Source organism: Janthinobacterium sp. SUN118, from assembly GCF_030397695.1.
Taxonomy (GTDB): domain Bacteria; phylum Pseudomonadota; class Gammaproteobacteria; order Burkholderiales; family Burkholderiaceae_D; genus Janthinobacterium.
In genome coordinates this window covers 1457671-1481621 of record NZ_JAPUBV010000001.1, presented here as the reverse complement: position 1 = coordinate 1481621, position 23951 = coordinate 1457671, and the positions used below count along the sequence as shown (strand labels likewise).

General features: G+C 66.4%; 23 protein-coding genes and 1 tRNA gene. 6 read left to right on the top strand and 18 right to left on the bottom strand.

Going from position 1 to position 23951, the window contains the following annotated elements:
• Positions 1 to 96: 96 nt before the first annotated feature.
• The 9 genes from O0880_RS06730 to O0880_RS06690 all read right to left on the bottom strand — a co-directional run bounded on the left by O0880_RS06730 (position 97) and on the right by O0880_RS06690 (position 8905).
• Positions 97 to 609 (bottom strand): lipocalin family protein, encoded by a 513-nt coding sequence (locus O0880_RS06730; protein ID WP_289885709.1) that lies wholly within the window; start codon positions 607 to 609, stop codon positions 97 to 99.
• A 21-nt stretch (positions 610 to 630) separates the two neighbouring features.
• Positions 631 to 1380: a transporter substrate-binding domain-containing protein gene (locus O0880_RS06725; RefSeq protein ID WP_289885707.1), complete on the bottom strand. Its 750-nt coding sequence runs from the start codon at positions 1378 to 1380 to the stop codon at positions 631 to 633.
• A 102-nt stretch (positions 1381 to 1482) separates the two neighbouring features.
• Entirely contained in the window at positions 1483 to 2517 is a 1035-nt protein-coding gene (gene tssA / locus O0880_RS06720) for a type VI secretion system protein TssA (RefSeq protein ID WP_289885705.1), read from the bottom strand.
• A gap of 26 nt (positions 2518 to 2543) precedes the next feature.
• Positions 2544 to 5186: a type VI secretion system ATPase TssH gene (tssH, locus tag O0880_RS06715; protein WP_289885704.1), complete on the bottom strand. Its 2643-nt coding sequence runs from the start codon at positions 5184 to 5186 to the stop codon at positions 2544 to 2546.
• A complete protein-coding gene (tssE, locus tag O0880_RS06710; protein WP_289885703.1) occupies positions 5183 to 5647 on the bottom strand; it encodes a type VI secretion system baseplate subunit TssE in 465 nt (154 codons plus the stop codon). The genes tssH and tssE overlap by 4 nt, the downstream gene beginning before the upstream one ends.
• A 66-nt stretch (positions 5648 to 5713) precedes the next feature.
• The gene (locus O0880_RS06705; RefSeq protein ID WP_071322745.1) at positions 5714 to 6205 is read right to left on the bottom strand and encodes a type VI secretion system tube protein Hcp; all 492 of its coding nucleotides are present in this window, start codon (positions 6203 to 6205) and stop codon (positions 5714 to 5716) included.
• Between the two features lie 34 nt (positions 6206 to 6239).
• Positions 6240 to 7727, bottom strand: coding sequence for a type VI secretion system contractile sheath large subunit (gene tssC / locus O0880_RS06700; RefSeq protein WP_289885700.1), 1488 nt, complete (start codon positions 7725 to 7727; stop codon positions 6240 to 6242).
• 1 nt (position 7728) lies between these two features.
• Positions 7729 to 8238: a type VI secretion system contractile sheath small subunit gene (gene tssB / locus O0880_RS06695; protein WP_289885699.1), complete on the bottom strand. Its 510-nt coding sequence runs from the start codon at positions 8236 to 8238 to the stop codon at positions 7729 to 7731.
• A gap of 70 nt (positions 8239 to 8308) precedes the next feature.
• Positions 8309 to 8905 carry a hypothetical protein gene (locus tag O0880_RS06690; RefSeq protein ID WP_071322742.1) on the bottom strand — a complete coding sequence of 199 codons (597 nt, stop codon included), beginning with the start codon at positions 8903 to 8905 and terminating at the stop codon, positions 8309 to 8311.
• Between the two features lie 280 nt (positions 8906 to 9185).
• Here O0880_RS06690 and tssJ point away from each other — a divergent pair, with 280 nt between their 5' ends.
• From tssJ to icmH, 3 genes are read left to right on the top strand one after another with little or no spacing between them, the layout of a single operon-like run.
• Positions 9186 to 9794: a type VI secretion system lipoprotein TssJ gene (gene tssJ, locus O0880_RS06685; RefSeq protein ID WP_289885698.1), complete on the top strand. Its 609-nt coding sequence runs from the start codon at positions 9186 to 9188 to the stop codon at positions 9792 to 9794.
• Between the two features lie 39 nt (positions 9795 to 9833).
• Positions 9834 to 10079: a type VI secretion system baseplate subunit TssK gene (gene tssK, locus O0880_RS06680; protein WP_289885696.1), complete on the top strand. Its 246-nt coding sequence runs from the start codon at positions 9834 to 9836 to the stop codon at positions 10077 to 10079.
• Positions 10076 to 10861 carry a type IVB secretion system protein IcmH/DotU gene (gene icmH, locus O0880_RS06675; protein ID WP_289885695.1) on the top strand — a complete coding sequence of 262 codons (786 nt, stop codon included), beginning with the start codon at positions 10076 to 10078 and terminating at the stop codon, positions 10859 to 10861. Before tssK ends, icmH begins: the two co-directional genes overlap by 4 nt.
• Positions 10862 to 11015: 154 nt before the next feature.
• Here the strand turns inward: icmH and O0880_RS06670 are convergent, their stop codons facing one another.
• From O0880_RS06670 to O0880_RS06655, 4 genes are all read right to left on the bottom strand, one after another.
• Positions 11016 to 11798 carry an OmpA family protein gene (locus O0880_RS06670; protein ID WP_289885694.1) on the bottom strand — a complete coding sequence of 261 codons (783 nt, stop codon included), beginning with the start codon at positions 11796 to 11798 and terminating at the stop codon, positions 11016 to 11018.
• Positions 11799 to 11807: 9 nt separating this feature from the next.
• The gene (gene tagF / locus O0880_RS06665; RefSeq protein WP_289885693.1) at positions 11808 to 12788 is read right to left on the bottom strand and encodes a type VI secretion system-associated protein TagF; all 981 of its coding nucleotides are present in this window, start codon (positions 12786 to 12788) and stop codon (positions 11808 to 11810) included.
• Positions 12785 to 16642, bottom strand: coding sequence for a type VI secretion system membrane subunit TssM (gene tssM, locus O0880_RS06660; RefSeq protein WP_289885692.1), 3858 nt, complete (start codon positions 16640 to 16642; stop codon positions 12785 to 12787). Before tssM ends, tagF begins: the two co-directional genes overlap by 4 nt.
• 216 nt (positions 16643 to 16858) lie before the next feature.
• Positions 16859 to 17698, bottom strand: coding sequence for a M15 family metallopeptidase (locus tag O0880_RS06655; protein WP_289885691.1), 840 nt, complete (start codon positions 17696 to 17698; stop codon positions 16859 to 16861).
• Between the two features lie 129 nt (positions 17699 to 17827).
• Here O0880_RS06655 and O0880_RS06650 point away from each other — a divergent pair, with 129 nt between their 5' ends.
• The gene (locus tag O0880_RS06650) at positions 17828 to 18520 is read left to right on the top strand and encodes a hypothetical protein (RefSeq protein WP_289885690.1); all 693 of its coding nucleotides are present in this window, start codon (positions 17828 to 17830) and stop codon (positions 18518 to 18520) included.
• Between the two features lie 43 nt (positions 18521 to 18563).
• On the opposite strand, the gene O0880_RS06645 is transcribed toward O0880_RS06650, so the two are convergent.
• A complete protein-coding gene (locus O0880_RS06645) occupies positions 18564 to 18941 on the bottom strand; it encodes a VOC family protein (RefSeq protein ID WP_071326307.1) in 378 nt (125 codons plus the stop codon).
• A complete protein-coding gene (locus O0880_RS06640; protein WP_289885689.1) occupies positions 18941 to 19729 on the bottom strand; it encodes an alpha/beta hydrolase in 789 nt (262 codons plus the stop codon). The genes O0880_RS06645 and O0880_RS06640 overlap by 1 nt, the downstream gene beginning before the upstream one ends.
• Positions 19730 to 20066: 337 nt before the next feature.
• On the opposite strand from O0880_RS06640, the gene O0880_RS06635 reads away from it, so the two are divergent.
• The gene (locus O0880_RS06635; RefSeq protein WP_232251098.1) at positions 20067 to 20450 is read left to right on the top strand and encodes a hypothetical protein; all 384 of its coding nucleotides are present in this window, start codon (positions 20067 to 20069) and stop codon (positions 20448 to 20450) included.
• A gap of 154 nt (positions 20451 to 20604) precedes the next feature.
• On the opposite strand, the gene O0880_RS06630 is transcribed toward O0880_RS06635, so the two are convergent.
• Positions 20605 to 20680, bottom strand: a tRNA-Asn gene (locus O0880_RS06630).
• Between the two features lie 699 nt (positions 20681 to 21379).
• Here O0880_RS06630 and O0880_RS06625 point away from each other — a divergent pair.
• Positions 21380 to 22063, top strand: coding sequence for a GntR family transcriptional regulator (locus O0880_RS06625; protein ID WP_071322733.1), 684 nt, complete (start codon positions 21380 to 21382; stop codon positions 22061 to 22063).
• A gap of 86 nt (positions 22064 to 22149) precedes the next feature.
• On the opposite strand, the gene O0880_RS06620 is transcribed toward O0880_RS06625, so the two are convergent.
• Positions 22150 to 23448 (bottom strand): NCS2 family permease, encoded by a 1299-nt coding sequence (locus O0880_RS06620; RefSeq protein WP_071322732.1) that lies wholly within the window; start codon positions 23446 to 23448, stop codon positions 22150 to 22152.
• Between the two features lie 84 nt (positions 23449 to 23532).
• Entirely contained in the window at positions 23533 to 23934 is a 402-nt protein-coding gene (locus tag O0880_RS06615) for a GtrA family protein (protein WP_071322731.1), read from the bottom strand.
• Positions 23935 to 23951: the final 17 nt, after the last annotated feature.

The following is a 23951-nucleotide window of genomic DNA, read 5'->3' as shown; positions in this document are numbered from 1 at the left end:
GTGAGTGAATCAGGGTGGCATTGCAAGAAATAACATGCAGAAAAGCAACAACCAGAAGGCGGGATGCCGCCGCGTATGAGCGGCACGCAAGAATACTCAGTTTTGCTTTACATAAATCAATTTTGACGTGTCGAAACCCAGGCCCCTGGCCTTCTCGATCAAGCGCCGTTTCAAGGCGGGGTCCATGGTGGGCGTGCGCGAGAGCAACCACAAGTACGATTTATCGGGACCGCTGATCATGGAATAGGTGTAGCCGTCCTGGTCCAGGTCGAACACCACGTAAGCACCGTAGAAGGGGCCAAAAAACGACACTTTCAGGTAGCCCACGTCCTTCCTGTCGACGAAATAGGCCTTGCCTTCCGCTTCCTTCCAGGCCGCGTCCGTATCCTTGTAGCCACGGTTGACCACTTTCAGGCCGCCATCCTGGCGCAGGCTGTAATCGGCCGTCACGTGGCTGAGTCCGCGCTCGAACGAGTGGTCGAGGCGCGCGATCTCATACCATTTCCCCAGATACTTGCTCGTGTCGAAGTGGCTAACCGGCACAACATTCTCGGGCCGGCCCACGCAGCCGGCCAGCACGAGCACACTCAGGAACAGCAATTTTTTCATGGTTTTCTCCGTCATGGTGCATCAGGGTTGCAGCGCGCGCTCGACGATGCGGCGGATCGCCCCACTGTCCTGCATGCGCGCGATGGCGGCATTGAACTGCTCGATAAAGTCATCGCGGTAGGGATAGGCGCCCGGCTGGCGCTGCGTAAAACCCAGGTGGCCTTGCTGGCCGGCCAGCTGCGCCGTTTCATGGATCGCCTGCATCGGCGTGCCGGTCTGGCCTGCGCGCCGGATGCGCTGCAACTCCCACTGCGCCGAGAGGCGGTCGCTGACATAGCAATCGATGCGTCCGCGCATCAGCTTGAGCAAATTCGTGCGCGTGCCCTTGGCCGCGTCGAGCACGATTTCCCCCGAGCGCAAGGCCGCCGTCAGCCCCGCGTCGCCCAGCAGGAAACCAGCGTTGACGCCGATATGCAGGCCGGCGTAATCGGCGGGCCACTGACGCAGCGCACGTTTCGCCACCACGTCCTGATTGCAGAACACCACCAGCTGCTCCATCAGCAGGGGTACGGAATAGCGCACATACGGCCGCTCGCTGCGCCACGAATACGGCGGATACAGGCCAAACGCGTCGCCCGTCTGCAGCATCAGCACGCCGCGCTTCCAGGGCACGGGGCGCAGCTGCACGCGGTACTGCGGCATGGCTTGCACGGCTTCGCGCACGATGTCCGTATAAATGCCTTTCAGCTGGCCGTTTTCGACATACGAATACGGCGGATAGTCGTCGTCGCCATACAGCACCACGGGCTGCGGCGCGGCGGCCCACGCCACGGGGCCGGCAGCGGCGCACAGGCAGCACGCGGCAGCTAAAAAGTATCGTCGGAAGGGCAGTCTGGGCATGCCGGCAGGGTAGCATGGAAGGCGCCGGGACCATCATCCGTTTGCGCTGCCCGTGCCCAGCATGTCGTCGAGCTGCGCCAGCGTGCCCTGGTCCTTGACGACGGCGCGCAGCCACAGGTGCAGGGGCAGCTCGCCCCAGCTGGCCGCCTTGTCGGCCAGGTAGGCGACGGGGCTGTGCGGCTCCGTGCGGCGAAAGAACTCGGCCACCTGACGCAACTGGGCCAGCGCCTGCTGGCGCTGCGCGATGATGTCGCCGCCGGAGCCGCTGGCGGCTACGCTGCCTGGCGCGGTAGCCGACGGCGCGCCGGAGAAGCGCGCCTCGGGCGCCAGCGGCGCGATGAAGTGGATGGCGTTTTCCAGCGCTTCGCGGGCGGCGCGAAAGCTCGGGCCGTCCGTGCCGAAGCGCGCATCGACGCTGCGCTCGAGCGCCAGCAGCGACTGCATGCAGTACTGTGCATCGGCCAGCAAGGCATCGGCAAAGGCGCGCGTGTTTTTCTGCCGCGCCGCCTCCATCTGTGCCAAGGTCGGCCCCTCGTCGTGGCGCAGGTCGCCCCAGCCCTGCTCGGGCACCGCCGAAGCGGCCGCGCGCTGGCGCGCCGCGTCGAAATCCTGCAGGGAAAACAGGCCGTCGGCGCCGGCCGTGAGGGGCATTTCGCGCACCAGTTGCGGCGTGCGCGACAACAGCCAGAACAGGTTGCCGATGCGCTGTTCATGTTCGCCTTCTTCTGCCAGCGGGTACAGGCCGTCCCAATAGCGTTCGCACAGCCCGGCCAGCAGCGCATAGCCATCGCCCAGGCCGCGGAAATGGCGCGTCTTGGCGTGCGCCTCTGCCAGCCACACGGCCACGCGCAAGTCCTTGCTGTGCGAGGCGATCAGCTGCTCGCAGCGCGTCGCCACGAACGGCCAGTCCGCCTCCTTCAGGGCCACCACCCACTCGCCCTGGTCCAGGCTAGGGTCGTCGTGCTGGCGCGCCCGCGCGATGGCGTCGAGCTCCTGGCTGAACGTGAGGTCGCCGCCGCATGGCTGCACGGCATTCACAGGTTGCAGCAACTGGTCGAGATTGAACATGGCACGCTCCGTCAGCTAGGCCTGGACTACTTGATCGTGTATTTGAACTGCCCCTGCTTGCTGGCACTGACGCGGATGCTGGCCAGCGGTTCTCCTTCTGCCATGCGCGCCAGCACCGCGTCGGCAATCGCCGGCAGCACGCTGCCGTTGAGGATATGGTCGACATTGCGCGCGCCCGAATCGACCTCGGTGCAGCGTGCCAGCACGGCTTCGACCAGCGCCGCGTCGTGGCTGAACTGCGCCTGGTGGTTGCGCGCGATGCGCGCGCCTATCCTCGCCAGCTTCAGGTGGATGATCTCGGCCAGCACGGCGTCGCTCAAGGGATAGAACGGCAGCACCTTCAGCCGGCCCAGGAACGCCGGTTTGAAATGCGCCACCAGCTGCGGGCGCACCAGTGCTTCTAGCGCGGCCGGCGTGGGCAAGGCGTCGTCCGCGCGGTTCAGGCAAGCGGCCATCATGGCGCCCGAGCCCAGGTTCGAAGTGGCGATGATGATGGTGTTCCTGAAATCGACTTCGCGCCCTTCCGCGTCATCGAGCACGCCCTTGTCGAACACCTGGAAGAACAGTTCCAGCACGTCCGGGTGGGCCTTTTCCGCTTCATCGAGCAGCACCACGCTGTAGGGCTGGCGCCGCACGGCTTCCGTCAGCACGCCGCCTTCGCCATAGCCGACATAACCGGGCGGCGAGCCTTTCAGGCCGGCCACGCTGTGCGCCTCCTGGTACTCGCTCATGTTCAGGGTAATGAGCTTGCGCTCGCCGCCGTACAGCAAGTCGGCCAGCGCCAGCGCCGTTTCCGTCTTGCCCGTGCCGGACGGCCCGGTGAACAAAAACACGGCTTGGGGCTTGTGCGGGTCGTCGAGGTTGGCGCGCGCCGTGCGCACGCGCTGCGCCACCGCGTCGATGACGTGCTCCTGCCCCAGCACCCGTTCGCGCAGCGCCGCATCCAGCGCCAGCACGCTGCGGATGTCGTCCTTGACCATCTTGCCCAGCGGGATGCCGGTCCAGCCGGCGACGATGCCCGCCACCACCTGCGCGTCGACTTCCAGCGGCGCCAGCGGCGCTTCGCCCTGCAGCGCCGCCAGCTCCTCCTTCAATGCCAGCAGGGTGGCGGCGCCGCCCTCGCCCGGACGTTCGCCGCGCAGTTGCAGGCGCAAGTCGCCGATCTGCGCCACCAGCGCCTTTTCGCGCTCCCAGCGCTGCGCCAGCGCCTTGACCGCCGCCTGCCCGTCCTCGTGCTCGCGGCGCAGCTGCGCCAGCCGCGCGGTACCCGCCTTGCCGGCAACTTCGCCATCACCGGCCTCGCGCTCCAGCGCGGCGATCTCGGCGCCGATGCGCTCCTGCCGCCGGCCGGCGTTTTCCAGCTGCGCCGGCGTGGCGCTCTGGCCCAGCGCCACCTTGGCGCATGCCGTATCGAGCACGCTGATGGCCTTGTCGGGAAGCTGGCGCCCGCTGATGTAGCGGTGCGACAGGCGCACGGCGTCGACGATGGCCGCATCGCGCACGCGGATGCCGAAATGGCGCTCCATCAGCGGCGCCATGGCGCGCAGCATGGCGCAGGCGATCTCCTCGCCCGGCTCCTCCACCTTCACCACCTGGAAGCGCCGCGCCAGGGCCGCATCCTTCTCGAAGTATTTCTTGTACTCGCTCCAGGTGGTGGCGGCGATGGTGCGCAGGGCGCCGCGCGCCAGCGCCGGCTTCAGCAAGTTGGCCGCATCGTTCTGCCCCGCCTGGCCGCCGGCGCCGATCATGGTATGCGCTTCGTCGATGAAAAGGATGACCGGGTGCGGGCTTTGCGCCACCTCGTCGATGACATTTTTTAAACGGCTCTCGAATTCGCCTTTCACGCTGGCGCCGGCCTGCAGCATCCCCATGTCGAGCGCGTGGATATGCGCCCCCTGCAGCACTGCCGGCACGTCGCCCGTGGCGATACGCAGGGCCAGACCTTCCACCACGGCCGTCTTGCCCACGCCCGCCTCGCCGGTGAGGATGGGGTTGTTCTGCCGGCGACGCAGCAGGATATCGACCGCCTGGCGTATCTCCGCTTCGCGGCCGATCACGGGATCGAGCTTGCCGTCGCGCGCCAGCTGCGTCAGGTCGGTGGTGTACTGGTCCAGCGCCGGGGTTTTCGCCGCCAGGATGGCGACGGGATCGGCGGGCGCCGCGGACGGCGGATGTGTCGCCGGGCCTTCCTCCTCGCCGGAACCGGCCGTGAGTCTGTCCGCATGGTGTTTCAGCTGTTCGACGCTGAAGCGGGCGAACAGTTTCGAACCGCGGTACGCAAGCTGCGCCAGTTCCGGTTCCGTTAGCAGCGCCAGCAGCAGGTGGCGGCTGCGGATGGGGCCCGGCTGCGCCGTGTCCAGCGAAGCGATCAGCCAGGCGTGTTCGAACAGCAGCGGAAGATGGGGCGAGAACACGGGCGTGCGCGCGCTGCCCGTGCGGAAGCCGCCGATCTCGCGCCGCAGGTCCGCCTCCAGCGCGGACAGGCTGATTTCGCTGCGCCGTGCGATGGTGACGAAATCGCTGCGTTCCTGCTCGAGCAGGGCCAGGAACAGGTGCTCGATATCGACCTCGTACTGGCCCAGATCCACGCAGATACTTGCGGCGCGCGTGGCGGCCGTGCGCGCCGTGGTATTCAGCTTGGCGATCAGGGTTTTCAGGTGATTGCTCATGCGGCGGCTCCCTTGCGGTGGATCGAATAGCGCAGCGACGACGGCTGCAGCACGGCGTCGAAATTGACCATCTCGCCGCCGGACGCCACGGTCAGGGTGGCGCTGATGACGAAGCCGACGCGATTGATGGCGCCCGCCTCGCGTTCCAGGCGCGCGCGCACGTTGCGCAAACGCGGCTCATGGCGTTCGATGGCCGCCTTCAGGGCGGCGCAGATGCGCGCGCGGTCTTCGCTGCTCGACAGGCACATGCCGGCAAAGTCGATCAGGCCATAATTGACGATGGAGGCCGCGCATTCCGGATACGCGTCGAGCGCGCCGGGCGGCAGGGCCACGCGCGTGTTGAGCAAGTCTTCCAGGTCGCGCGCCACCGCGTCCTTGAGCTGCTCGAGCGACAGGCGCCCCGCCACGCCGCCGCCATCGCCCATCAGGCGGTCGAACAGGCCCGCTGCATAACTGTCCATCCATGCTCCCGAAAAGTCGGCGCGGCGCGCGGCGACACAGGTCCGCCGCGCGCCGCGCCGGATGCATCAGGCCACGCGGTTCGCGGCCAGGTCCCAGCCGCCCGAGGTATTGCCGCCGGCGCCGCCCGTCACTTTTTGCTGCGTGTATTTCCACTTCACTTTCGAGAACTTGAAGCCCACGTGCTCGCCCAGGATGTCGCCCTCTTCCACGTTGGGCGTGACGGCGCCGATCAGCACATTCTCGATCTCGATCTCGAAGTACTTGACGCGCTCGCCCTGGCCGTCGGCGCGCATGAATTCGAAGCGCGCCTTGGGGATGGTCTTGCCGGCCGAGCAGGTCTGCAGCAGCACCGGCGAAGACAGGTCGGCCAGCTTCGAGATGACGATGTCCTTGTGCTCGCAGCGTTCGGCCGTATGCCCGCCGCCCGTCGAGGCGGTGGCCGATTTCGGCTGCTCCACGCTCCAGCTGACCGATTTGCACTCGATCCATTCCTTGTGCTTGTCGTCGGTGGACTCGCCCTTGATGCCGTCTATCTGCAGATATACATCGATTGCCATGGTGTGCTCCTCTGGTTGAAAGGTGATCCTGGAATCAGGAATTGGTCGACTTCGGCAACTCCGCGACCAGTCGGAGCGAAACGGATAATTCATCGAGCTGGAAGTGCGGCCGCAAAAAGGACACGGCGCGGTACACGCCCGGGCGGCCCGGCACTTCGTGCACCTTCACGGACGCCTCGCGCAGCGGGAACTGGGCCTTCTGCTCCTGGCTGGCGTTATCGTCGAGCAGCACATACGTCATCAGCCAGCGGTTCAAAAAGTCTTCCACATTGGCAGCGGCCGTGAAGCTGCCGATCTTGTCGCGCATCATGGCCTTCATGTAGTGGGCGATGCGCGAGACGGCGAAGATGTACTGCAGCTGCGAGGACAGCACGGCGTTCGCATTGGCCGCGTCGCTGCCGTACTTGCGGCTTTTCTGCGCCGACTGCGCGCCGAAGAAGGCGGCATACGCCGTGTTCTTGCAGTGCACGAGCGAGATGAAACCGAGGTCGCTCAATTCCTTTTCGCGGCGGTCGGTAATCGCCACTTCGGCCGGGCACTTCAGGGCGACGTCGCCTTCGTCCGTCTTGAAGGTGTGCGTCGGCAGGTCGTCCACCAGGCCGCCGCCCTCGACGCCGCGGATGGCGGCGCACCAGCCGAAGTCGGCGAAGGCGCGCGTCAGCTTGCTGCCGAACGCATACGCCGCGTTACACCACAGGTATTTCTGGTGGTCGCTGCCGTCGACTTCCTCGACATAGTTGAAGCCTTCGACGGTGGTGCCGTCGACGGGGTTGAACGGCAGGCGTCCGAGGAAACGGGGCAAGGTCAGGCCGACATAGCGCGCATCCTCGGATTCGCGGAAGGCTTTCCATTTCGCGTATTCGATGGTGTCGAACACTTTCGCCAGGTCGCGCGGCTTGCCCAGGTCGCCGTAGGTTTCCAGGCCAAACAGTTCCGGTGCGGCCGAGGCGATGAATGGCGCATGCGCGGCCGCCGCGATGTGCGACATCTGCTCGATGAAATACATGTCTTCCGGCTGGCGCGAAATGGCGTAGTCGCCCAGCAGCGCCGCAAACGGCGCGCCGCCGAAGGTGCCGAATTCCTCCTCGTAGATCTTCTTGAACATGCTGCTCTGGTCGAATTCCAGCGCCGACTGGAAATCCTTCACCAGCTCGCGCCGGGTGGCGTTGAACATGCGGATCTGCAGGCGCGCGCCCGTGTCGGAATTGCCGACCAGGTAGTGCAGGCCGGTCCAGCCTTGTTCGAGCTGCTGGAACGGCGCCGTGTGCATGATTTCGCTGAGCTGCGCGGAAATCAGGCGGTCGATTTCCGCCACGCGCGCGTCCAGCGTGGCCGACAAACTGTGCGACACCAGCACCGTGCCATCGAGCACCTGCGCCACCAGTTCCGAGATCAGGTCGCGCGCGCGCGCATGCTCGGCGCCGGACTTAGCGACCCGGCTCTGCTCGACGATCTGGTCCAGCAAGTCCGCTTCCGCGCACGCCGCCGGGGCGCCCGCCTGCATTTCTGCCTGTGCGCTCATCTCAATCCTCCTGGCCGCGGCGTTGCGGCGCCAGGGCCGCCAGGCTGTCGGTATTGTTCAACACCTCCGTCAGCAAGTCTTCGAGCTTGTCGTTGCCGGCCAGCTTGTTGCGCAGGTCGGCCAGCTTGGTGCGCGCCTCGAGCAGCTTGCGCAAGGGTTCGACCTGGCGCACCACCGATTCCGGACGGAAGTCGGCCATCGAGCGGAAGTGCAATTCGACGGGGAAGGTGCCGCTTTCGTCGCTGAGGCGGTTTTCCACGTCGAAGCGCGCCGCCGGCGCCACGCTGCCCAACACCTCGTCGAAGTTATCCATGTCGATGGCGACGAACTTGCGGTCCTTCAGGCGCTTCTTTTCACTCTCGGCATTGCCGCCGAAGTCGCCCAGTACGCCCACCACGAAAGGCAGCTCCTTGTTCTCGATCGCGTCGCCGATCTCGACGTCATAGGTCATCTGCACGCGCGGCGCGCGCACTTTCTGCAGGCGCTTCTGCACACTGTCGGACTTGGCCATGTCATTTCCTTTGCAAAGTGTAGGGACGGCGCCAAGTGCGCGCCGGGCAGGCGGGAAGTGCGGGAAGCGCTTATTTCAGGCCGCTGAACGGGTCGGCCGTGCTGCCGCCCTGCGGCGCCGTGTTTTTCGCCGCTGCCGGCGCGCCGGAGCCGCCCGCGCCGCGCTTGCCCGCCGCGGGACGCCTGGCCGGCGGCACCAGCACTTCCTCGCCGATGCTCACGCGCAGCAGCTTGGCCAGGTCCTGCGCTTCCGAACGCAGCGAGCCATTCAGGTTGTTTTGCCGCGACAGGTCGGCCAGGGCCTTGCCCGACAGGCGCAAGCCGCTGACGGCGACGATGCTGTTGGCGACCTTGTCCTCCGGGTCGCGCTCGAGCGCCTCGAGCGCATGGCCGATGGCGTTGCCGTACTGGCCGCGGTCGAATGTCATCTGCGCCATTTGCAGCCACGGCGCCTTGTCGGCCGGGAAGCTGACGCCGCCTTTTCTGAGCAAGGTCATGGCCCGCTCATACTGGCCCGCACGCGCGGCCGCATCGGCGTCGCCCATGACTTGCGCCAGGGTCGGCGCCACGGTCTGTTTGGGCGCCGGCTGTTCCGGCGTGGCGCAGGCGGCCAGCAGCAGGGCGCTGGCGAGGCAGGCAATTCGGCACATCGTGGTGGCTGGCTTCATCTGGGCACTCCTTCACATGGAGGACGCCACCGCTGGGAACGATGGGCGGCGCCTTGGTGGAGGCCATTATTGATCGCCAGCATTTTTGCCAAATTGAGATTAATCAGCAAAGAAGAAGTTCCGCGCAGCGCTTGCCGGCAGCTGCATCTATGCTGATCTGGCGCAGCATCTGCGTCGATCGCGGACGGACTTTGCGCCAACGCAAGCGGATCGCTGGCGCATGCGATTAAATGGCGGCAACACCTTCTTTCCACACGTCATATTCTGCGAAGGCCGGCCCATGCGATCTCCTCATCCATTACGCCTGCCATCGTGGCGCCTGGCACTGTGGCCAGTCATTGTTCTGCTGCCGCTGGCCGGCTGCGCAGGCAACGCCATCGGCACCCTGACCAATGCGGCGCTGCAGATGACGGGCATGGCCAGGCCGGCACCGGAAGTGCCCGACGCGCAAAAGCCGCCGCGCAATGTCAGCATCCGCCTGCACGCGGCGCAGCGCCTGAATACGGATGCGCAAGGCCGCCCGCTGGCGCTGGTGGCGCGCATCTACAAGCTGCGCCAGAACGCCACGTTCGAGCAGGCGCCGTATGACAGCTTCCTCGACGCCCAGCGTGAAAAGGCCGCGCTGGGCGCCGACCTGATGGAAGTGAAGGAAGTGCTGCTGGTGCCCGGCCAGCGCTACGAAGTACAGGAAAAGGTCAGCAAGGAAGCGTATTTCATCGGCGTCGTGGCACTGTTCCGCGCGCCGGCCGCGCAGCGCTGGCGCGCCACCTTTGCCGCCGCCGATGCGGAGCGCGGCGGCATCACCGTCGGTCTGCATGCCTGCGCCCTGAGCGTGGACGGCGGCGCGGACGGCGCCATGGCGTCGCTGTCGGCGCTGCGCTGCCAGTAAGGCATTCCACCACTACCGCATACCGAGAAGGAGGACGACATGGGCATGGCAGCGAAAGTCTTGTGGGGCGTGGCGCAGATGGAATGGGAGCTGGCGGCGCTGAAGACGGGCACCCTGCGCCTGCGGGCGCTGTCGGCCATCCCCGCGCGGCCCGATACCTGTTATTGTGCGCTGGACAGCCGCGGCGTGCTGCATGAACAGATGTTCAAGGCGAAGTCGATTTCCGTGTCTGTGCCGGCCGGCATGCGCGAGCTGCAGCTCGAGCTGATCGCGGTGACGGCATGAGCCAGCTCATCGAACGACGCGCGGCGCCATCGCTGCTGGGAGCACGCGGCCCCGCCCCTGCCGGTGCCGGCCACCATGCGGGCAGCGCCCTGCTGGACCTGATGCACGAAGGTTTCTACATGCTGTTCCTGCTCAAGCATGGCTCGCTGCCCGGCGACGAGCAAAGCTTCATGGACCGCATCACGGCCTTCCTCGACGACTTCGAACGCGAAGCGAAAAGGCTGCGCGCCGATGGCGACGATATCGAGGCGGCCAAGTATGCGTTCTGCGCGGCCGTCGATGAAATCATCCTCGCTTCGCCATTCGTCCTGCGCAAGCAGTGGGAGCGGCGCCCGCTGCAGCTGCTGATCTTTGGCGACCAGCTGGCCGGCGAGCACTTCTTCGACCGCCTCGACGCGCTGCGCGGCAAGGGCGCCATGCGCGTGCAGGCGCTGCAGGTGTTCCACATGTGCCTGTTGCTGGGCTTCCAGGGCAAGTACGCGCTCGACGGCGGCGAAAAACTCAGCTACCTGACGGGGCGCCTGGGCGACGAGATCGCCCACATCAAGGGCAAGAGCCGCGGCTTCGCGCCGCGCGCCGAGCGTCCCGACCAGGTGGTCCACAAGCACCGCAGCGACGTGCCGCTGTGGGCCTTGACGAGCGTTTTCGCCCTGCTGGCCATCTGCGCCTACCTGGGCCTGAAGACGCATCTGACGCATGGCACGCAAGCGACGCTGGCCGCGTATGCGGACCTGGTGAAACTGGCGCCACGGCCTGCACACCTGACCATCACCCTGCCCTGAAGACGTCACAAAACCTGCTGCGCGTCGCGATGTGCGGCCTGCGATGCTCAATGACCGGGCGTCCCCGTGCATTCGCACATCTGCGCTTCTCGGGCAAACGGGGACGCCTGGCCTCTCATCCGCTCGCGACGGTTTTGCGAGGTGTCAATCCAAGCTATTGCGCAATCCTGAATTCGATGCGCCGGTTGCGCGCGCGGCCGTCGGCCGTCGTGTTAACGGCCACGGGACGGTCCGGTCCCTGGCCCGAGGCCAGCACCGCATCCGGCGCGATGCCCTTGGTCGCCAGGTAGCTGCGCACGGCTTCGGCGCGCGCCTGGCTCAGGGCCACGTTGCTGGCGCGCAGGCCCGTGTTGTCCGTGTGCCCGATCACTTCCACCTTGCGCTCCCTGAGCTTGCGCATGACGGCCGCCATTTCGTCGAGGATGGCCAGGCCCGCCGGCGTGATGGAGGCCTGGCCGCTGTCGAATTCGACGATGCGCTTGTCGAGCGTGGCGTCGAGCATGCCCTGCTCGGCCGCGCTGACGCGCAAGCCGTTGTTGACGACATACGTGGGATTGAGGCTGGTGGCGATGTCGCTGGCGATCTGCTGGCGCTGCGCCTCGTTCGCCACTTCGCCGCGCACGCTGATGTTGTTGCCGTCGATGCTGAGCTGCCCGCGCGAAATCAGCTTCAGATGCGGCGCGATCAGCTTGTGCACATGGGCGTTCCAGTTGGCCGGCACGGCCACGTTGCCGATGGCGATCTGGTCGACCACGCGCCCGGCGCCATACAGCTCGCGCAGGCGGGCCAGCACGGCCGCCTTGGCCGCTTCGTCGGCGAGGGTGCCCGTCACCAGGACCTGCCCCGGCATGGGCGTGGCGGGCGCCTGCGCCTGTACCTGGGCGCGGCAGGGAGCGGCGGCGGCCAGCAGCACGAGGAAGAGCAGCGTTGGTTTCATCGCAATCCTTCAGGCAAAGGTGTCGGCAAACAGGGCGCAGGCCGAGCGCAGCGACAGCTGCTCCTGCTGCAGGCAGGCGGACAGCTGGCGCAGCGCCGGGTCCTGCTCCAGCTGCTCCTCGACCCAGTCCAGCTGGTCGAACACCACCAGCCGCTCGCTGGCCGCCTGCGGGTCGATCAGCGCATGCAAGCCATGCGGGTCGGCGCCGCCAAAACCGATCACCAGCACGGGCGCCTCGTCGAGATGGGCGAAGAACAGCGCCAGTTCGAAGTCGCCGTGGCGCAGGAAGGGGGCGACCAGGTGCAGCCAGAAGCTGGCCACCAGTTCGCGCTCGCGCACCGCCTGCGGCAGCGGCAGCACCAGGCTTTTTTCCAGGCGCGGCCCGCTGCTGTGTCGTACCGGCTGCAGCAGCAGGCCCAGGCCCAGCAGCAGTTCGCGCACCGTCACGGGAAACGCGGGCGAGGCCAGCATGACTTGCAGCCCGTGCAGGGTCTGCGCCTGCAGGAAGGCCGACAATTGCGCCGCATGACCGGCGGCGGCCGTCTCGACATCCACCACGTCGCCGGCCAGCGCCAGCAGCGCCGATGCCGGTTCGGCGCTGGCCACGATGCCCTGCGACAGCTGCTCGACGCGCTGCCACAACGGCGCCAGCACCAGCGGACTGCAGGCGACGAAGGCGTCGGCGTCGTCGACCTCCAGCGCGCCCATGGCCATGAAGGGAAAGCGCCGCTGCGACTGGTCGCTGCTCGCTTCCAGGCGCCCGGCGATGGCGCGCCGGCTGCGCGTGCCGACAAAGGCAAAGCGCAGCGGCGGCAAGGCGTCGTAATTGAGCTTCCAGCGCGGCGCGGCCGTCAGCGCGTTCATCACCTGCGCCAGCCAGTCGTCGAGCAGCTGCACCAGCGCGTGGTTGTCGCAGGCCTTGATAAAGTCGCCGCGCGCGGGAATCTTGCCGAAGTAGCCGAGGCGCACCTGCTGCGGCCCGCGCCTCATGGCGCCACCCCGCTTGCCACCGCGGGCACGTCGGCCGCGGCGATGGCCTGCGCCGCTACAGGCGGGGCCACAGGAAGGACTACCGGAGGGGCCGCAGCCCCGACGATGGTCTCGGGCAGCTGCATGCCGCGAAAGCCCTGCTCCTGCGGCCCGCTGGTCGCGCCCGCCCCTGTCGTCTCGGCGCTGCTGGTGATTTTCAGGTCGAGCGCCACGGCGACGTCGCCGCGCGTCCAGCGCAGTTCAAACACGCCGCCGTCCTTGCGCTTCTTGGCCGCCGCGTCGATCATGCGCTTCAGGCCGAACTGGCCCGGCTCGTTGAACAGTTCCACCGTGCGCCCGTCGAAGGTGACGGCCGTGATGCGCGCTCCCTGCGTGCCCGCCGCGCCCTGCGGGCCGGGATGCACCATGTTGGTCCACTGCGCCGGCGTATTGCGGTAGCGCAGCTGCTGGCCGTCGATCTCCAGCGTGTATTCCAGCGTGCCCGGCGCCGGCGACGGCTGGATCTGGAACACGGTCTGCGCCGCCGTCGACGTGGCCGCCACGCCGCCCGCGCCCAGCGGCGCGATCCAGCCGGGAAAGCGCGCCACCACCTGCGGCGACAGGCTGATGCCCATGTCGGCCCAGGTGCGCGGCGCCAGCACGTCGCCGCGCCGCACCACCAGCGGCCCCATGGAAGTCGTGACGAATTTCGCCACCAGCCCTTCCGGGCCGAAGAACTGGCCGATCTCCAGGCTGCTCGCCTCGATGCGCGCGGCGGGCGCGAATGGATACTTGTGGGCCAGCGACTTCTGGAACGGTTCATACACCTGCGCCGCCCAGGTCTTGTTGAGGTCCAGTTCGGCCGGCGCCACGATGACGGCGAAGGTCTGCATCAGCGGGCGCACGAGGATGGGGCGGATGGCCTGCTTTTGCGCATCGCTCATCCCCGTGAGCATCTGCTCGTCGACCAGTTTCAGCGCGTCGGCCAGCTCGGAGCCGCCGCCCTCGAGCGTCTGCTGCATGAACTGGCGCGCGCCCGGCCCCGCATCGCCCTGGTTCTTCAGCAGGTTCAAGCGGCTGCGCAGTTTCGACAGCGCCTCCAGGTAGGCGCGCATCAGCGAGGCATTGCTGTCCCTGGCCGCCACCAGCTTGGCGACGCCGGCAAATTCGCGTCCCACGGGCCCCATCGGCTTGTCCAGGCGGGCCGGGTCGGCCTGCGCGTTCAGGCCAGGGTTCGACGTCAGCTGCGATGGCGCGCGGCGCAGCACGGTCTCCTTGAACCAGGCGATGATGCCCCGCTCGGCCGTGCGCAGCTGCGCATTCTGCAGGGCCGGATTGTCCCACGAGGTTTCATCGTAAATGGTCGTCAGCAGCCTGGCGATCGGCGACGCCTGCGGGTCGCCCAGGCGGTTCATCGCCTGCACGGCGCCGTCGAAGCCTTTCAGGTCGGCGACGGCCACGCCCTGCACGAACTTTTGCCACTCGCGCGCGTAGTCGGCCTTGTACAGCGCCACGAGGTTTTTCTCGATCTGCTCCGGACTGCCTTCCAGCGTCAGGTCGTCGGTGGAGGCGCTCTTCAGCACCCAGTCCGCGCTTTGCAGCTCACGGTTGGCGGCGTCGCGGAACGCGCCCTCGACGAACTTTTCCCACGCCTGGCGCGTGTAGGCGCCCGACACCGCATGGCTGCCGGCCAGCAGCGCCTGGTCCTGCTGGCCGACGATGCGCGCCACCGTCATGCCGGGAAAGCGCGTCGCGGCGCGTGCGCGAATGTCGGCATACACGCGCTCGCGCGCCGGCATGCCGCGCACGACGCGGCGCAGGTTCTCGCGCGCCTGGTCGACCAGCGCCAGCTTTTGCTCGATGCGCGGCCACGACGGGTCGCCGATCTGCGCCAGGTAAAACGTCAGCAGCCGCTCGGCGCTGCGTATCATCTGCTCGCGCGGCATGGCGCCCCGGTTGCCTTCCAGCCAGCCGCGCCAGAAGCGCGTCATCTGGTCGTTCAGGTGACTGCTTTCCGCATGCGTCTTATCGGCCAGCATCAGATAGGTTTTCAGCGCGTTATAGGCGTCTTCCACGTTCGTCGCGCTGGCCGCCTGGTACTGGACGCCGCGCGGCGCGGCAGCCGTTGCGGCAGGCGGCATGGCGGGCGGCGTTTGCGGCGTGCGCGCGGCCGGCTGCAGCTGGTCGGCGCTGGCGTTCATCTCCGCCAGCAAGGCTTCCAGGCCGGCCGTCACCGGCGCCAGCATGACGTGGCGGGCGCCGGCGAAATACTCTTCGCGCAGCTTGCGCTCGAGCAGCTCGCCCTGGTACAGGCCCATGCGCAGGGACCACGGCCGCTGCGTGCGGTATGCTTCCAGTTGCTCGATGCGGTCCTGCAAGATGTCGAGCGCCTCGAGGCGCGATTGCAGGTCCAGCCGCTGCTCCTGCAGCTTCAGCACTTTGTTTAAATCGGCCTCGACATTGGCCACCAGTTGCCGGTTGCCCAGGTAAGACCAGCTCCAGCCGCCCAGGCAGGCACCCAGGGTGACGGTGGCCGTAAAGAACACGGCATACTTGAAACGCAGCCTGGCGCGGCTCGCATAGTTGGCCACCAGGTGCTTGTCGGCAAAGATCACCTTGCGGAACAGGTCGAGCAGGAAATAGCCATGCTGGCGCGCGCCCGATGGCGCCGCGGCCGGGGCCGGCATGAAGGTCAGGTCGAAGCGGCGCGCCACCCGCTGCCGCGAGGCGCTGACGGGTTCGCCCTCCTGCAGCGCGCTGGTCAAATAAAAGCCGCGGAACACGGGCTGGAACTGGAACGGATTTTCCTCGAACAGGGTGGCGATGAAGGCGCGCAAGGCCGGCTTGATGGCGGCGAACTCGAGCGGAAAAGTAAACACCCCGGGCGCCATCGCCTTGCGCTGCCGGTGCGCCATGTTGGCCAGGCTCAGTTCCGTCAAGCCATCGTGCAATTCATCGAAACTCTGGTCGAAAAAGCTCAGCAACTCCAAGGTCGGCAACTTGCGCCGGTAGGGCATGGTGGCGCCCCAGACGCGCTCGCGCTCGCTGCGTTCGGCTTCGGCGAAAAATTCGCCGAAGCCGGCGATCAGGTCCGCCTTGGTAAACACGATGTACAGGGGCGCGAATACTTCCAGGCGCTCGATGACGTCCTGCACGCGCTTGCGCAGGCTGCGCGCCAGCTGCATGCCGACATCGGGATCGCCGCCCAGCTCGGCGATGCTGACGGCGATGAGGATGCCGTTGACGGGCGCCTTGCGCCGGTATTTTTTCAGCAGGTCGAGAAAGCCGAACCACTCGCCGCGGTGCTCGTCGACGACGGAGTAGCGGCCGGCCGTGTCGAGCACGATGCCATCGGTGGTGAAAAACCAGTCGCAGTTGCGGGTGCCGCCCACGCCTTGCACGATCTTGCCGTCGGCGAAAGGAAATTGCAGGCCCGAATGCAGGATGGCGCTGCTCTTGCCGGCGGCCGGATTGCCAATGATCATGTACCACGGCAATTCATACAAGGCGGCGGCGCCCGACTTGAGCCCCAGCCTGGAACTCTTGATGGTGTCGATGGCGGCCAGCATGCCCGTGCGCACGGCGTCGAGTTCGCCATTTTGCGGACTGGCCGCCGTAGCCGCCTCGGCAGCGGCGATCTCGGCCTGGTTGAGGATGGCCTGGCCCAGCGCCTGCGCATCGCGCCGCGCGCGCCGGCGGCGCCACAGCCAGGCGCCCAGCCAGGCCAGCGCCGTCAGCAACAGCAAGGCCAGGGCCCAGACCAGCGCCACTTCCAGTACCTCGGCGCCCAGGTACAGGAAGGCGGCCAGCGCCACGAAACCGAGAATGGTCAGATTGCGGCTGTCGGTGAGGAAATACCAAATGCGTCGCGGCATGGTGAGCCCAGGGTGAGGTCGCACAGCGGAAATGGCGCCGCCGCGAAACCAGGCGGACCCGGCCCATGCTGACAGCAATGGGACCGGACTTTGTTGATAAAGGACAAGTATCGGCAGGCCGCCAGCGGTGCATGGCGCGGCGCCCTTGATGCTGCGCAAGCATGCTTACGCCTGTGAAATCTCGGCCTGCGCGCGGCGCTAGAATGGCTGCGCCGCCTACTTGCCCAGCACGCGGGGCTGCGGTAATTCCGTATGACCGAAATCCATCATGGTCCAGCGCCCGCCCCAGCGCAGGCCCACCGATTCGGCCGTCACGCCATACAGGCGATAGCCGCGCATGGCCCAGGCATTTTTTTCAGAAATGATGAGCTTTCCTTCATGCATGAACGCGCAATCGGCAGCCAGGCCGTACTGGTGATAGCTTTGAAACGCACGGGCATTCGTCACGTGCGGGCCGGCCGCCGCCAGCTGGTCCTGGCGCGCCGGGCTGCGGTAGCCTTCCAGCAAGACCATATCGTAGCCATGCACGTCCTTCATGATCTTGAAGACCAGCAGCAGGCGCTGCGCATAGTCGTGGTCGAGCAGCTGCCAGTTGCGGCTGGCGCCGCCGAGCAGCGGACGCAGCTGCGTCACCTCCGCCGTGGAAAACAGCAGCGGCGGCAAGGTGGGCGGCGGCACCAGCTGCTCGCCCCTGAGCAAGTCGCTGACCTGGTCGTTGATGGCGTGTTGCCTGTCCGCATAGCCGCGCAGGACGATGCGCTCGCCGGACAGCCAGGCCAGCAGCGGCGGCGCGACGATCAGCAGGCCGCCCGCCAGCGACAGCCAGCGGTGGCGCGACAGCAGCTGCCAGCCACCGGCCAGCCCGGACCCCGTGTGCCGCTGCAGGCGCTGCCATTGCGCCCCGCCACCACGGTGCAGGCGTTGCGCGCGTCGCTGCACGCGCCAGCCCAGGTTGACCACGGCGTGCAGCACGATGGCGCGGCCGCCGGGAAACAGCAGCAGCCAGCAGGCGAAGCAAGCCAGCAGGAAATACATCAGGACCAGGGCGACGAACATGGGGCGCTCCGTGACAGGCATCGGCGAGGGACCGGACAGCATTGCCCGGCGGTATCGCTAGATCGTATGCGCCCGCGGCCCGCATGAGCGCGGTTTACATCAAGTTCGATCCAGTTCGGAGGTGATATTTTGTCTTTACTGAAAACCGGGGACGGCACGGCGCGCGGTCCCAGGCTGCTGGCCGAGGGCAGTACGCCCGCCACGCAAGCCGGAGGCAACCGCATCCTGTCCCGGCTCGAACATGGGGGTGCCGCCACGACCGTGCCCGCTGCGCGCCGGCATCCCGGCTGGCGCTACTGGGCCGGTGCCGGCGCCGGCGCGACGCTCCTCCTCCTGGCCGCGCTCGCGCATGAGCCCGTCAGCCCGCCCGTACGCCCGGTGTCCGCGCCGGCCATGGCGACGGCGGCCGCCGGCGCGCCTTCCCTGCCCCCGCCTGCGGTGCAGCAAGCGGCCGCGCCGCAGGCCGCCACCATCGTCAATGAAGCGATGCTGACGCTGCCGGCGATACCGCCGCTGGCCGTGGCGGCGTCCCCTGCCGCGAGCGCGCCGCGCAAAGCGCCGGCCGCCACGCGCCAGCCAGCGTCCCGGCCGACGGCAACCGCACCGGGCGACAGCGACGTCGCCTTGCTGACGGCCATGGTGGCCCATGCGCACCGGCAGGCAGGCACGCCAAGGGCGGCGCGCGACGTGGTGCTGCGTGGCGAGGACGGGGAAACGGCAGGCTTGCTGCAGCGCTGCAAGCAGCTGGGCATGATCGAGGGCATGCTGTGCCGCTCGCGCATCTGCTCGGGGCGCTGGGACAGCGATCCCGCCTGCCATTGACGGCGATGGCGCTGTCGCCACGCCAGCCGTCGCACAGGCGCTCTCAGGCGCGTTCGGACACTTCGATCAGGTTACCGTCGGGGTCGCGCAGGTAGACGGAACGGATGGGCCAGTTGGCGCCCGTGCGGGCCACGGGGCCTTCCTCGATGGCCACGCCCAGGCTGGCCAGGTGGGCGATGAAGGCATCGAGCGGCACGGCGGCGATGAAGCACAGGTCCAGCGCGCCGGGCGTCGGCAGTTCCGCCTTGGGCAGGAATTCCCTGCCCGCTTCGTGCAGGTTGATTTTCTGCGCGCCGAACTTGAACGCGTGGCGCCCGGCGCCAAAGGTTTCCAGCCGCATGCCCAGCACGCGCGTATAGAAATCGATGCACGCCGCCTTGTCGCGGGTCGTCAGTACCAGGTGGTCCAGGTGGGAAATCATCATGTCCTCGGGTGATGGGACGCCTCCAGGCGGCCACGCAAAAAGCCCTCCATCAGCGCCAGCAGCGCTTGCGGCTGCTCCTGGTGCGGCGTGTGGCCGCACTGCTCGACCATGGCCGGCATGGCGTTCAGCGCCTGTGCCACGATGGCGTCGACCTGGGCCGCGCTGCCATACTGGTCTTCACTGCCCTGTACCACCAGCGCCGGGCACTCGACGGACGGCAGCAGGTATTCGATGTTCCAGAACTGGAAACCATAGCTGAGCCAAGTCTCGGACCAGGCCTTGAAGATGGTCTCCGTCTTGTCCCCATGGTATTTCGCCAGCGCGCGCAGCTTGCCGGCGCCGAACGCCGCGTCGGCCGTGCGGATGCCGTCGAGCGTCATGCCTTCGACGAACACGTGCGCCGCCTCGGTGATGATGCCGCGCAAGCGTGGCGGCTGCTGCGCCGCATAGATCAGGGCGATGCTGCCGCCATCGGAGTGGCCGATGAGGAAATGATCCTGCCCCGGAATCAGGGCGGCCAGCACGTGCGGCAACTCGCGCAGCGCATAGTCGTGCAAATAATGGATCTGGCGGCGCAAGGTCAGCGGCGACGACTGTCCGTAGCCGAGGCGGTCATACAGCAAGCCGCGGCAGCCCGTGGCCTGGCACAGCTGCGCCGGAAAATCCTTCCACATCGCGCAGCAACCGAGTCCCTCGTGCAGGAAGACCAGGCAGGGCTTGGCGGGGTCGCCATCGATCAGCTCATAGTACACATCGTCTTCGGTATTCAGGTTCAGTATCGGCATAGGCTAGGCTCGCAACGGTTTACGCATGACAGGACAAGCTGGACTATTGTGCCATCGTCCTGTCCGGCGCGCCTGCGGCCCGCATAAAAATAGCCTGCAAGAAAAGACATCGGGAACTGCCTGCAAGGTCTTTGCGCCAGCACAAGTTCACGCTGTTTTTCTCGTCGCCAGCAGCCCTTAGTCTCTGTGCGCACGCCTAAAATGGATAACTCCAACAGCATGGAGCAGGCGGCTACCTTATCAGCCAGGACGTGACACTGGCCGTCACGGCAGCAGATACGGCGTCCGGCCGCGCAACGACAGGCGCGGCGTCCAAACTATCGATCAGGAGTACATCATGGAAATGAAAGTAGAACACCGCACCGGCAGCAACCTGGCACTGGAAGAAACCGATGCGCCGACGGAGCAGGAAGGCAAGAGTGCAAAAGGCGCGGCGGCACAGGATCTCAACCTGAGCCCCGCCGCCTTCACCACCTACTACACGTGGACCGCCAATGGCGTGCATCCTTCGGTCAACTTCGCCAATGCCAACGTGAAGGCCAATTCGCGCGTCTTCCTCAATATCAGCGAGTATGCAGCGAATGCGCAAGACCGTTTTATCGGCGCAGCCCGCATGGCCGTGTACAACATCGCCCCGTATAACGGCGGCTTCCGCGCCTGGGTGGATATCTCGTGGGGCAGCCCGCTCAAGATCCGTTTCGACGTGTTTGTCGATCCCTGATCCGGGAAGCATGCAGCGAGTCCCGGCCGCCGGCAGGCAGACAGGCATCGCGTAGTCGTCATGCATTGAAGGGATGGACTGCGTGAACGGGAAACCGTGCGCACATGACAAAAGGGCCACGTGTTGCCACGTGGCCCTTTGCTACTGCTTGTTCTGGCTCCCCGACCTGGACTCGAACCAGGGACCTGCGGATTAACAGTCCGTCGCTCTACCAACTGAGCTATCAGGGAAAGGAGGCCGAATTATATACGTCAAAATTTCCCATGTCTAGTTGCAATCGGCATGCTGGCAAAAAACATGGCGCCAGCGGCGCCCAGAGCACGGCAGGTTCCGCCACGCCCACCGCACGCCGGGCATGGCAACAGCGCGTCCGGCAGCGAGCAACCATCGGATTCTGGCGGCGAAGACCCGGCCCCAGGCAAGCAAATGCCCCCGCAGCGGGCAAAGGCCAGAATACGGCTGGAAGGCGGCGAAACGGCAAAATGGCGGTGAAGTAAAGCGTCAGGGGCGCCAGGATCAACGACTGGATAAGGGTTGCTGAAAAGTGACGGCAGCGAGGCCGCTGCGGGAAAACAGCTGAAAAGCAGCTGAAAAGGAGTTGAAAAACGGCGGAAAAACGGTGGCCGGCATATCCGCACCCATCCTCAAGCTGCGCCTGCACGGTGTGCTGGCACGGCACGCTTACGCCATACGGAGCAAGCATCGGAGCAAGCGTGCGCAACGCGGCCGGGGCACTGCCGAGGTCGTCTGCGCGCCGCGACGCAAGATAGTAGAATAGCCTGGCCTTCGCAGCACGGAAGGCGCTGAACGGCATGCCGGCGGCTGGGGCCTGATCCACGCTGCCGCGCTGGCATGCGCTTGCAAGGTTCATCCTTGTCCCTGGCCGACTGTTCTCACCTGACATGACCGACGAATCAAGCGCACCCGCAATGGACAAGCCCGGCAGCGGCGACAGCTCGCCCGAGATCGCCGGGCATATCGCGGCGGCCATCGTGGCGCGCCAGTTGCCGCCCGGCACCCGGCTGCGCGAAGAGGCGCTGTGCCGGCTGTATGGCGTCAGCCGCACGAAGATCCGCGCCGCCCTGCTGATCCTGTCGAAAGACAAACTGATACGCATGGTGCCCGACAAGGGCGCCTTCGTCAGCCAGCCCAGCGAGGCGGAGGCGCGCGACATTTTCGCCGCGCGGCGCATCGTCGAGGCGGGCGTGGCGCGCGCCTTCGTCGCGCGGGCCAAGCCTGCCGACTACAGGATGCTGGAGCGGCACCTGAAGGCGGAGCGCCTGGCGCTGGCCCAGGCCACGCCGCTGCGTTCGCAACTGCTGGGCGACTTCCACGTGCTGCTGGCCGACATCGCCGGCAATGCCGTCCTGCGCGATATCGTGCGCGAACTGGTGGGGCGCAGCTCCCTCATCACCATGCTGTACCAGTCCAGCCACGACGCGGCCTGCTCGTGCGACGAACATGGCCGCTTTCTCGAGGCGGCGCGCAGCGGCGACGCGGACCTGGCGACGCGCCTGATGCTGGAGCACCTGACGCATGTGGAGGCGGCATTGCGCTTCGACGGCAGCGCAGGCGGCGACAGGAAAGACCTGGTGGCGGCCCTGCTGATGTGAATGCCCGCGCCAACGGCAAAGGCCGCCGATGCTGCTGCACTGGCGGCCTTTTTTATGCCGGGGCCATGCATGCGCCGGCGAACCGGCTATTCGCCCAGATAAATGAACTTGAACAGGAAGATGGCGGCGATGATGTAAGCCACCACCGACACTTGTTTGCCCTTGCCCGTCAACAGTTTCAATACGGCGTAGGTGATGAAGCCGAAGGCCACGCCGCTGGCCACGGAATAGGTAAATGGCATCATCAGCGCCGTGATCGCGGCCGGAATGCTTTCCGTGCTGTCATCCCAGTCGATGAAAGTCAGTTCGCGCAGCATCAAACAAGCCACGTACAGCAACGCGGGCGCCGTCGCGTACGGCGGCACCGTGTGCGCCAGCGGGGCGAAGAACAGGCTGCCCAGGAACAGCAGCGCAACGGCCACGGCCGTCAAGCCCGTGCGGCCGCCCGCCTGCACACCGGCCGCGCTTTCCACGAAGGCCGTGGTGCTCGACGTGCCCAGGCAGGCGCCGGCAGCGATCGCCGTGCTGTCGGCCAGCAAGGCCTTGTTCATGCGCTCCATCTTGCCGTCTTTCAACAAACCGGCACGGTTGGCCACGCCCATCAGGGTGCCTGTCGCGTCAAACAGTTCTACCAGGAAAAACACCAGCACCACGTTGACGATGCCGATCGACAGCGCGCCCATGATGTCGAGCTTGAACAGGGTCGGCTCGATGGCGGGCGGCGTCGAGACGATGCCGTTGAACTGGTTGCCGCCGAAGAAGAAGCTGGCGACGGTGATGGCAAGAATGCCGATCAGGATGGCGCCCGGCACTTTCAGGCGGTCCAGCGCGACGATGATGAAGAAACCGAGGATGGCCAGGATGGGCGCCGCCTGGTGCAAGTCGCCCAGGGCGATGATGGTGGCCGGATTCGACACCACCACGCCCGCGCTTTTCAGCGAAATGATCGCCAGGAACAGGCCGATACCGACGGTAATCGCCGTGCGCAGCGCGGGCGGGATGCTGTTGATGATCATCTCGCGCACCTTGAACAGGCTGACCAGGATGAACAGGCAACCGGAAATGAAGACGGCGCCCAGCGCCACTTCCCAGCTCATGCCCATGCCCTTGACCACCGTGTACGAGAAATACGCATTCAAGCCCATGCCCGGCGCCAGCGCAATCGGGTAATTCGCGTACAGGCCCATGATCAGGGTGCCGATGGCGGCCGCCAGGCAGGTGGCGACGAAGACGGAGTCTTTCGGCATGCCGGCATCGCCGAGGATGGACGGGTTGACGAAGATGATGTAGGCCATCGTCAGGAATGTGGTCAGGCCGGCCAGCAGCTCCGTGCGCACATTGGTCCCGTTGTCCTTCAATTTGAAATAGCGTTCCAGGAACTGCATGATTAACCCCTTGTTTTGGTAAAACCGGGCGCCGGCTGGTGGCCGGTGCGCCTCTTTTTATTGCCACTCTTGCTGAATGTACGCCTACTTTCCCGCCGCGCCGGCCGGCTTGAACGCCCACCAGCGGCTGCCCGCAAAATTCCAGACCAGCCCGATACCCGTCGCCAGCACCTGCGCCAGCCAGTAATACCAGCCCAGCTGGTGCACCAGCAGCCACATCAGCCCCGTATTGATGCACCAGCCGATGCCCAGCAAGGTGAAATACTTGCTGGCCGCTTCGCCGTGCCCCTTGTCACTTTTAAAAGTGAAAAAGTAATTGAGGATGTAGTTGACGACGGAACCGAGGATGTAGCCGATACCGGAAGCGGCGGCGGCGCTGATGCCAGCCCATTCCACGCCGCCCCACAGCACGCTGTATTGCACGGCCGTGCCGGAAGCGCCGACGGCGGCGAAACGTAAAAATTGGTGATGCAGGGAATGGGACATTGTCAATTTTAAAATGA

Bases quoted from the DNA above. Each gene is read 5' to 3' on its own strand.
- O0880_RS06730 (WP_289885709.1), bottom strand. From the start codon at position 609: ATGAAAAAATTGCTGTTCCTGAGTGTGCTCGTGCTGGCCGGCTGCGTG.
- tssA (WP_289885705.1), bottom strand. From the start codon at position 2,517: ATGTTCAATCTCGACCAGTTGCTGCAACCTGTGAATGCCGTGCAGCCA.
- tssH (WP_289885704.1), bottom strand. From the start codon at position 5,186: ATGAGCAATCACCTGAAAACCCTGATCGCCAAGCTGAATACCACGGCG.
- tssE (WP_289885703.1), bottom strand. From the start codon at position 5,647: ATGGACAGTTATGCAGCGGGCCTGTTCGACCGCCTGATGGGCGATGGC.
- O0880_RS06705 (WP_071322745.1), bottom strand. From the start codon at position 6,205: ATGGCAATCGATGTATATCTGCAGATAGACGGCATCAAGGGCGAGTCC.
- tssC (WP_289885700.1), bottom strand. From the start codon at position 7,727: ATGAGCGCACAGGCAGAAATGCAGGCGGGCGCCCCGGCGGCGTGCGCG.
- tssB (WP_289885699.1), bottom strand. From the start codon at position 8,238: ATGGCCAAGTCCGACAGTGTGCAGAAGCGCCTGCAGAAAGTGCGCGCG.
- O0880_RS06690 (WP_071322742.1), bottom strand. From the start codon at position 8,905: ATGAAGCCAGCCACCACGATGTGCCGAATTGCCTGCCTCGCCAGCGCC.
- tssJ (WP_289885698.1), top strand. From the start codon at position 9,186: ATGCGATCTCCTCATCCATTACGCCTGCCATCGTGGCGCCTGGCACTG.
- tssK (WP_289885696.1), top strand. From the start codon at position 9,834: ATGGGCATGGCAGCGAAAGTCTTGTGGGGCGTGGCGCAGATGGAATGG.
- icmH (WP_289885695.1), top strand. From the start codon at position 10,076: ATGAGCCAGCTCATCGAACGACGCGCGGCGCCATCGCTGCTGGGAGCA.
- O0880_RS06670 (WP_289885694.1), bottom strand. From the start codon at position 11,798: ATGAAACCAACGCTGCTCTTCCTCGTGCTGCTGGCCGCCGCCGCTCCC.
- tagF (WP_289885693.1), bottom strand. From the start codon at position 12,788: ATGAGGCGCGGGCCGCAGCAGGTGCGCCTCGGCTACTTCGGCAAGATT.
- tssM (WP_289885692.1), bottom strand. From the start codon at position 16,642: ATGCCGCGACGCATTTGGTATTTCCTCACCGACAGCCGCAATCTGACC.
- O0880_RS06655 (WP_289885691.1), bottom strand. From the start codon at position 17,698: ATGTTCGTCGCCCTGGTCCTGATGTATTTCCTGCTGGCTTGCTTCGCC.
- O0880_RS06645 (WP_071326307.1), bottom strand. From the start codon at position 18,941: ATGATTTCCCACCTGGACCACCTGGTACTGACGACCCGCGACAAGGCG.
- O0880_RS06640 (WP_289885689.1), bottom strand. From the start codon at position 19,729: ATGCCGATACTGAACCTGAATACCGAAGACGATGTGTACTATGAGCTG.
- O0880_RS06635 (WP_232251098.1), top strand. From the start codon at position 20,067: ATGGAAATGAAAGTAGAACACCGCACCGGCAGCAACCTGGCACTGGAA.
- O0880_RS06625 (WP_071322733.1), top strand. From the start codon at position 21,380: ATGGACAAGCCCGGCAGCGGCGACAGCTCGCCCGAGATCGCCGGGCAT.
- O0880_RS06620 (WP_071322732.1), bottom strand. From the start codon at position 23,448: ATGCAGTTCCTGGAACGCTATTTCAAATTGAAGGACAACGGGACCAAT.
- O0880_RS06615 (WP_071322731.1), bottom strand. From the start codon at position 23,934: ATGTCCCATTCCCTGCATCACCAATTTTTACGTTTCGCCGCCGTCGGC.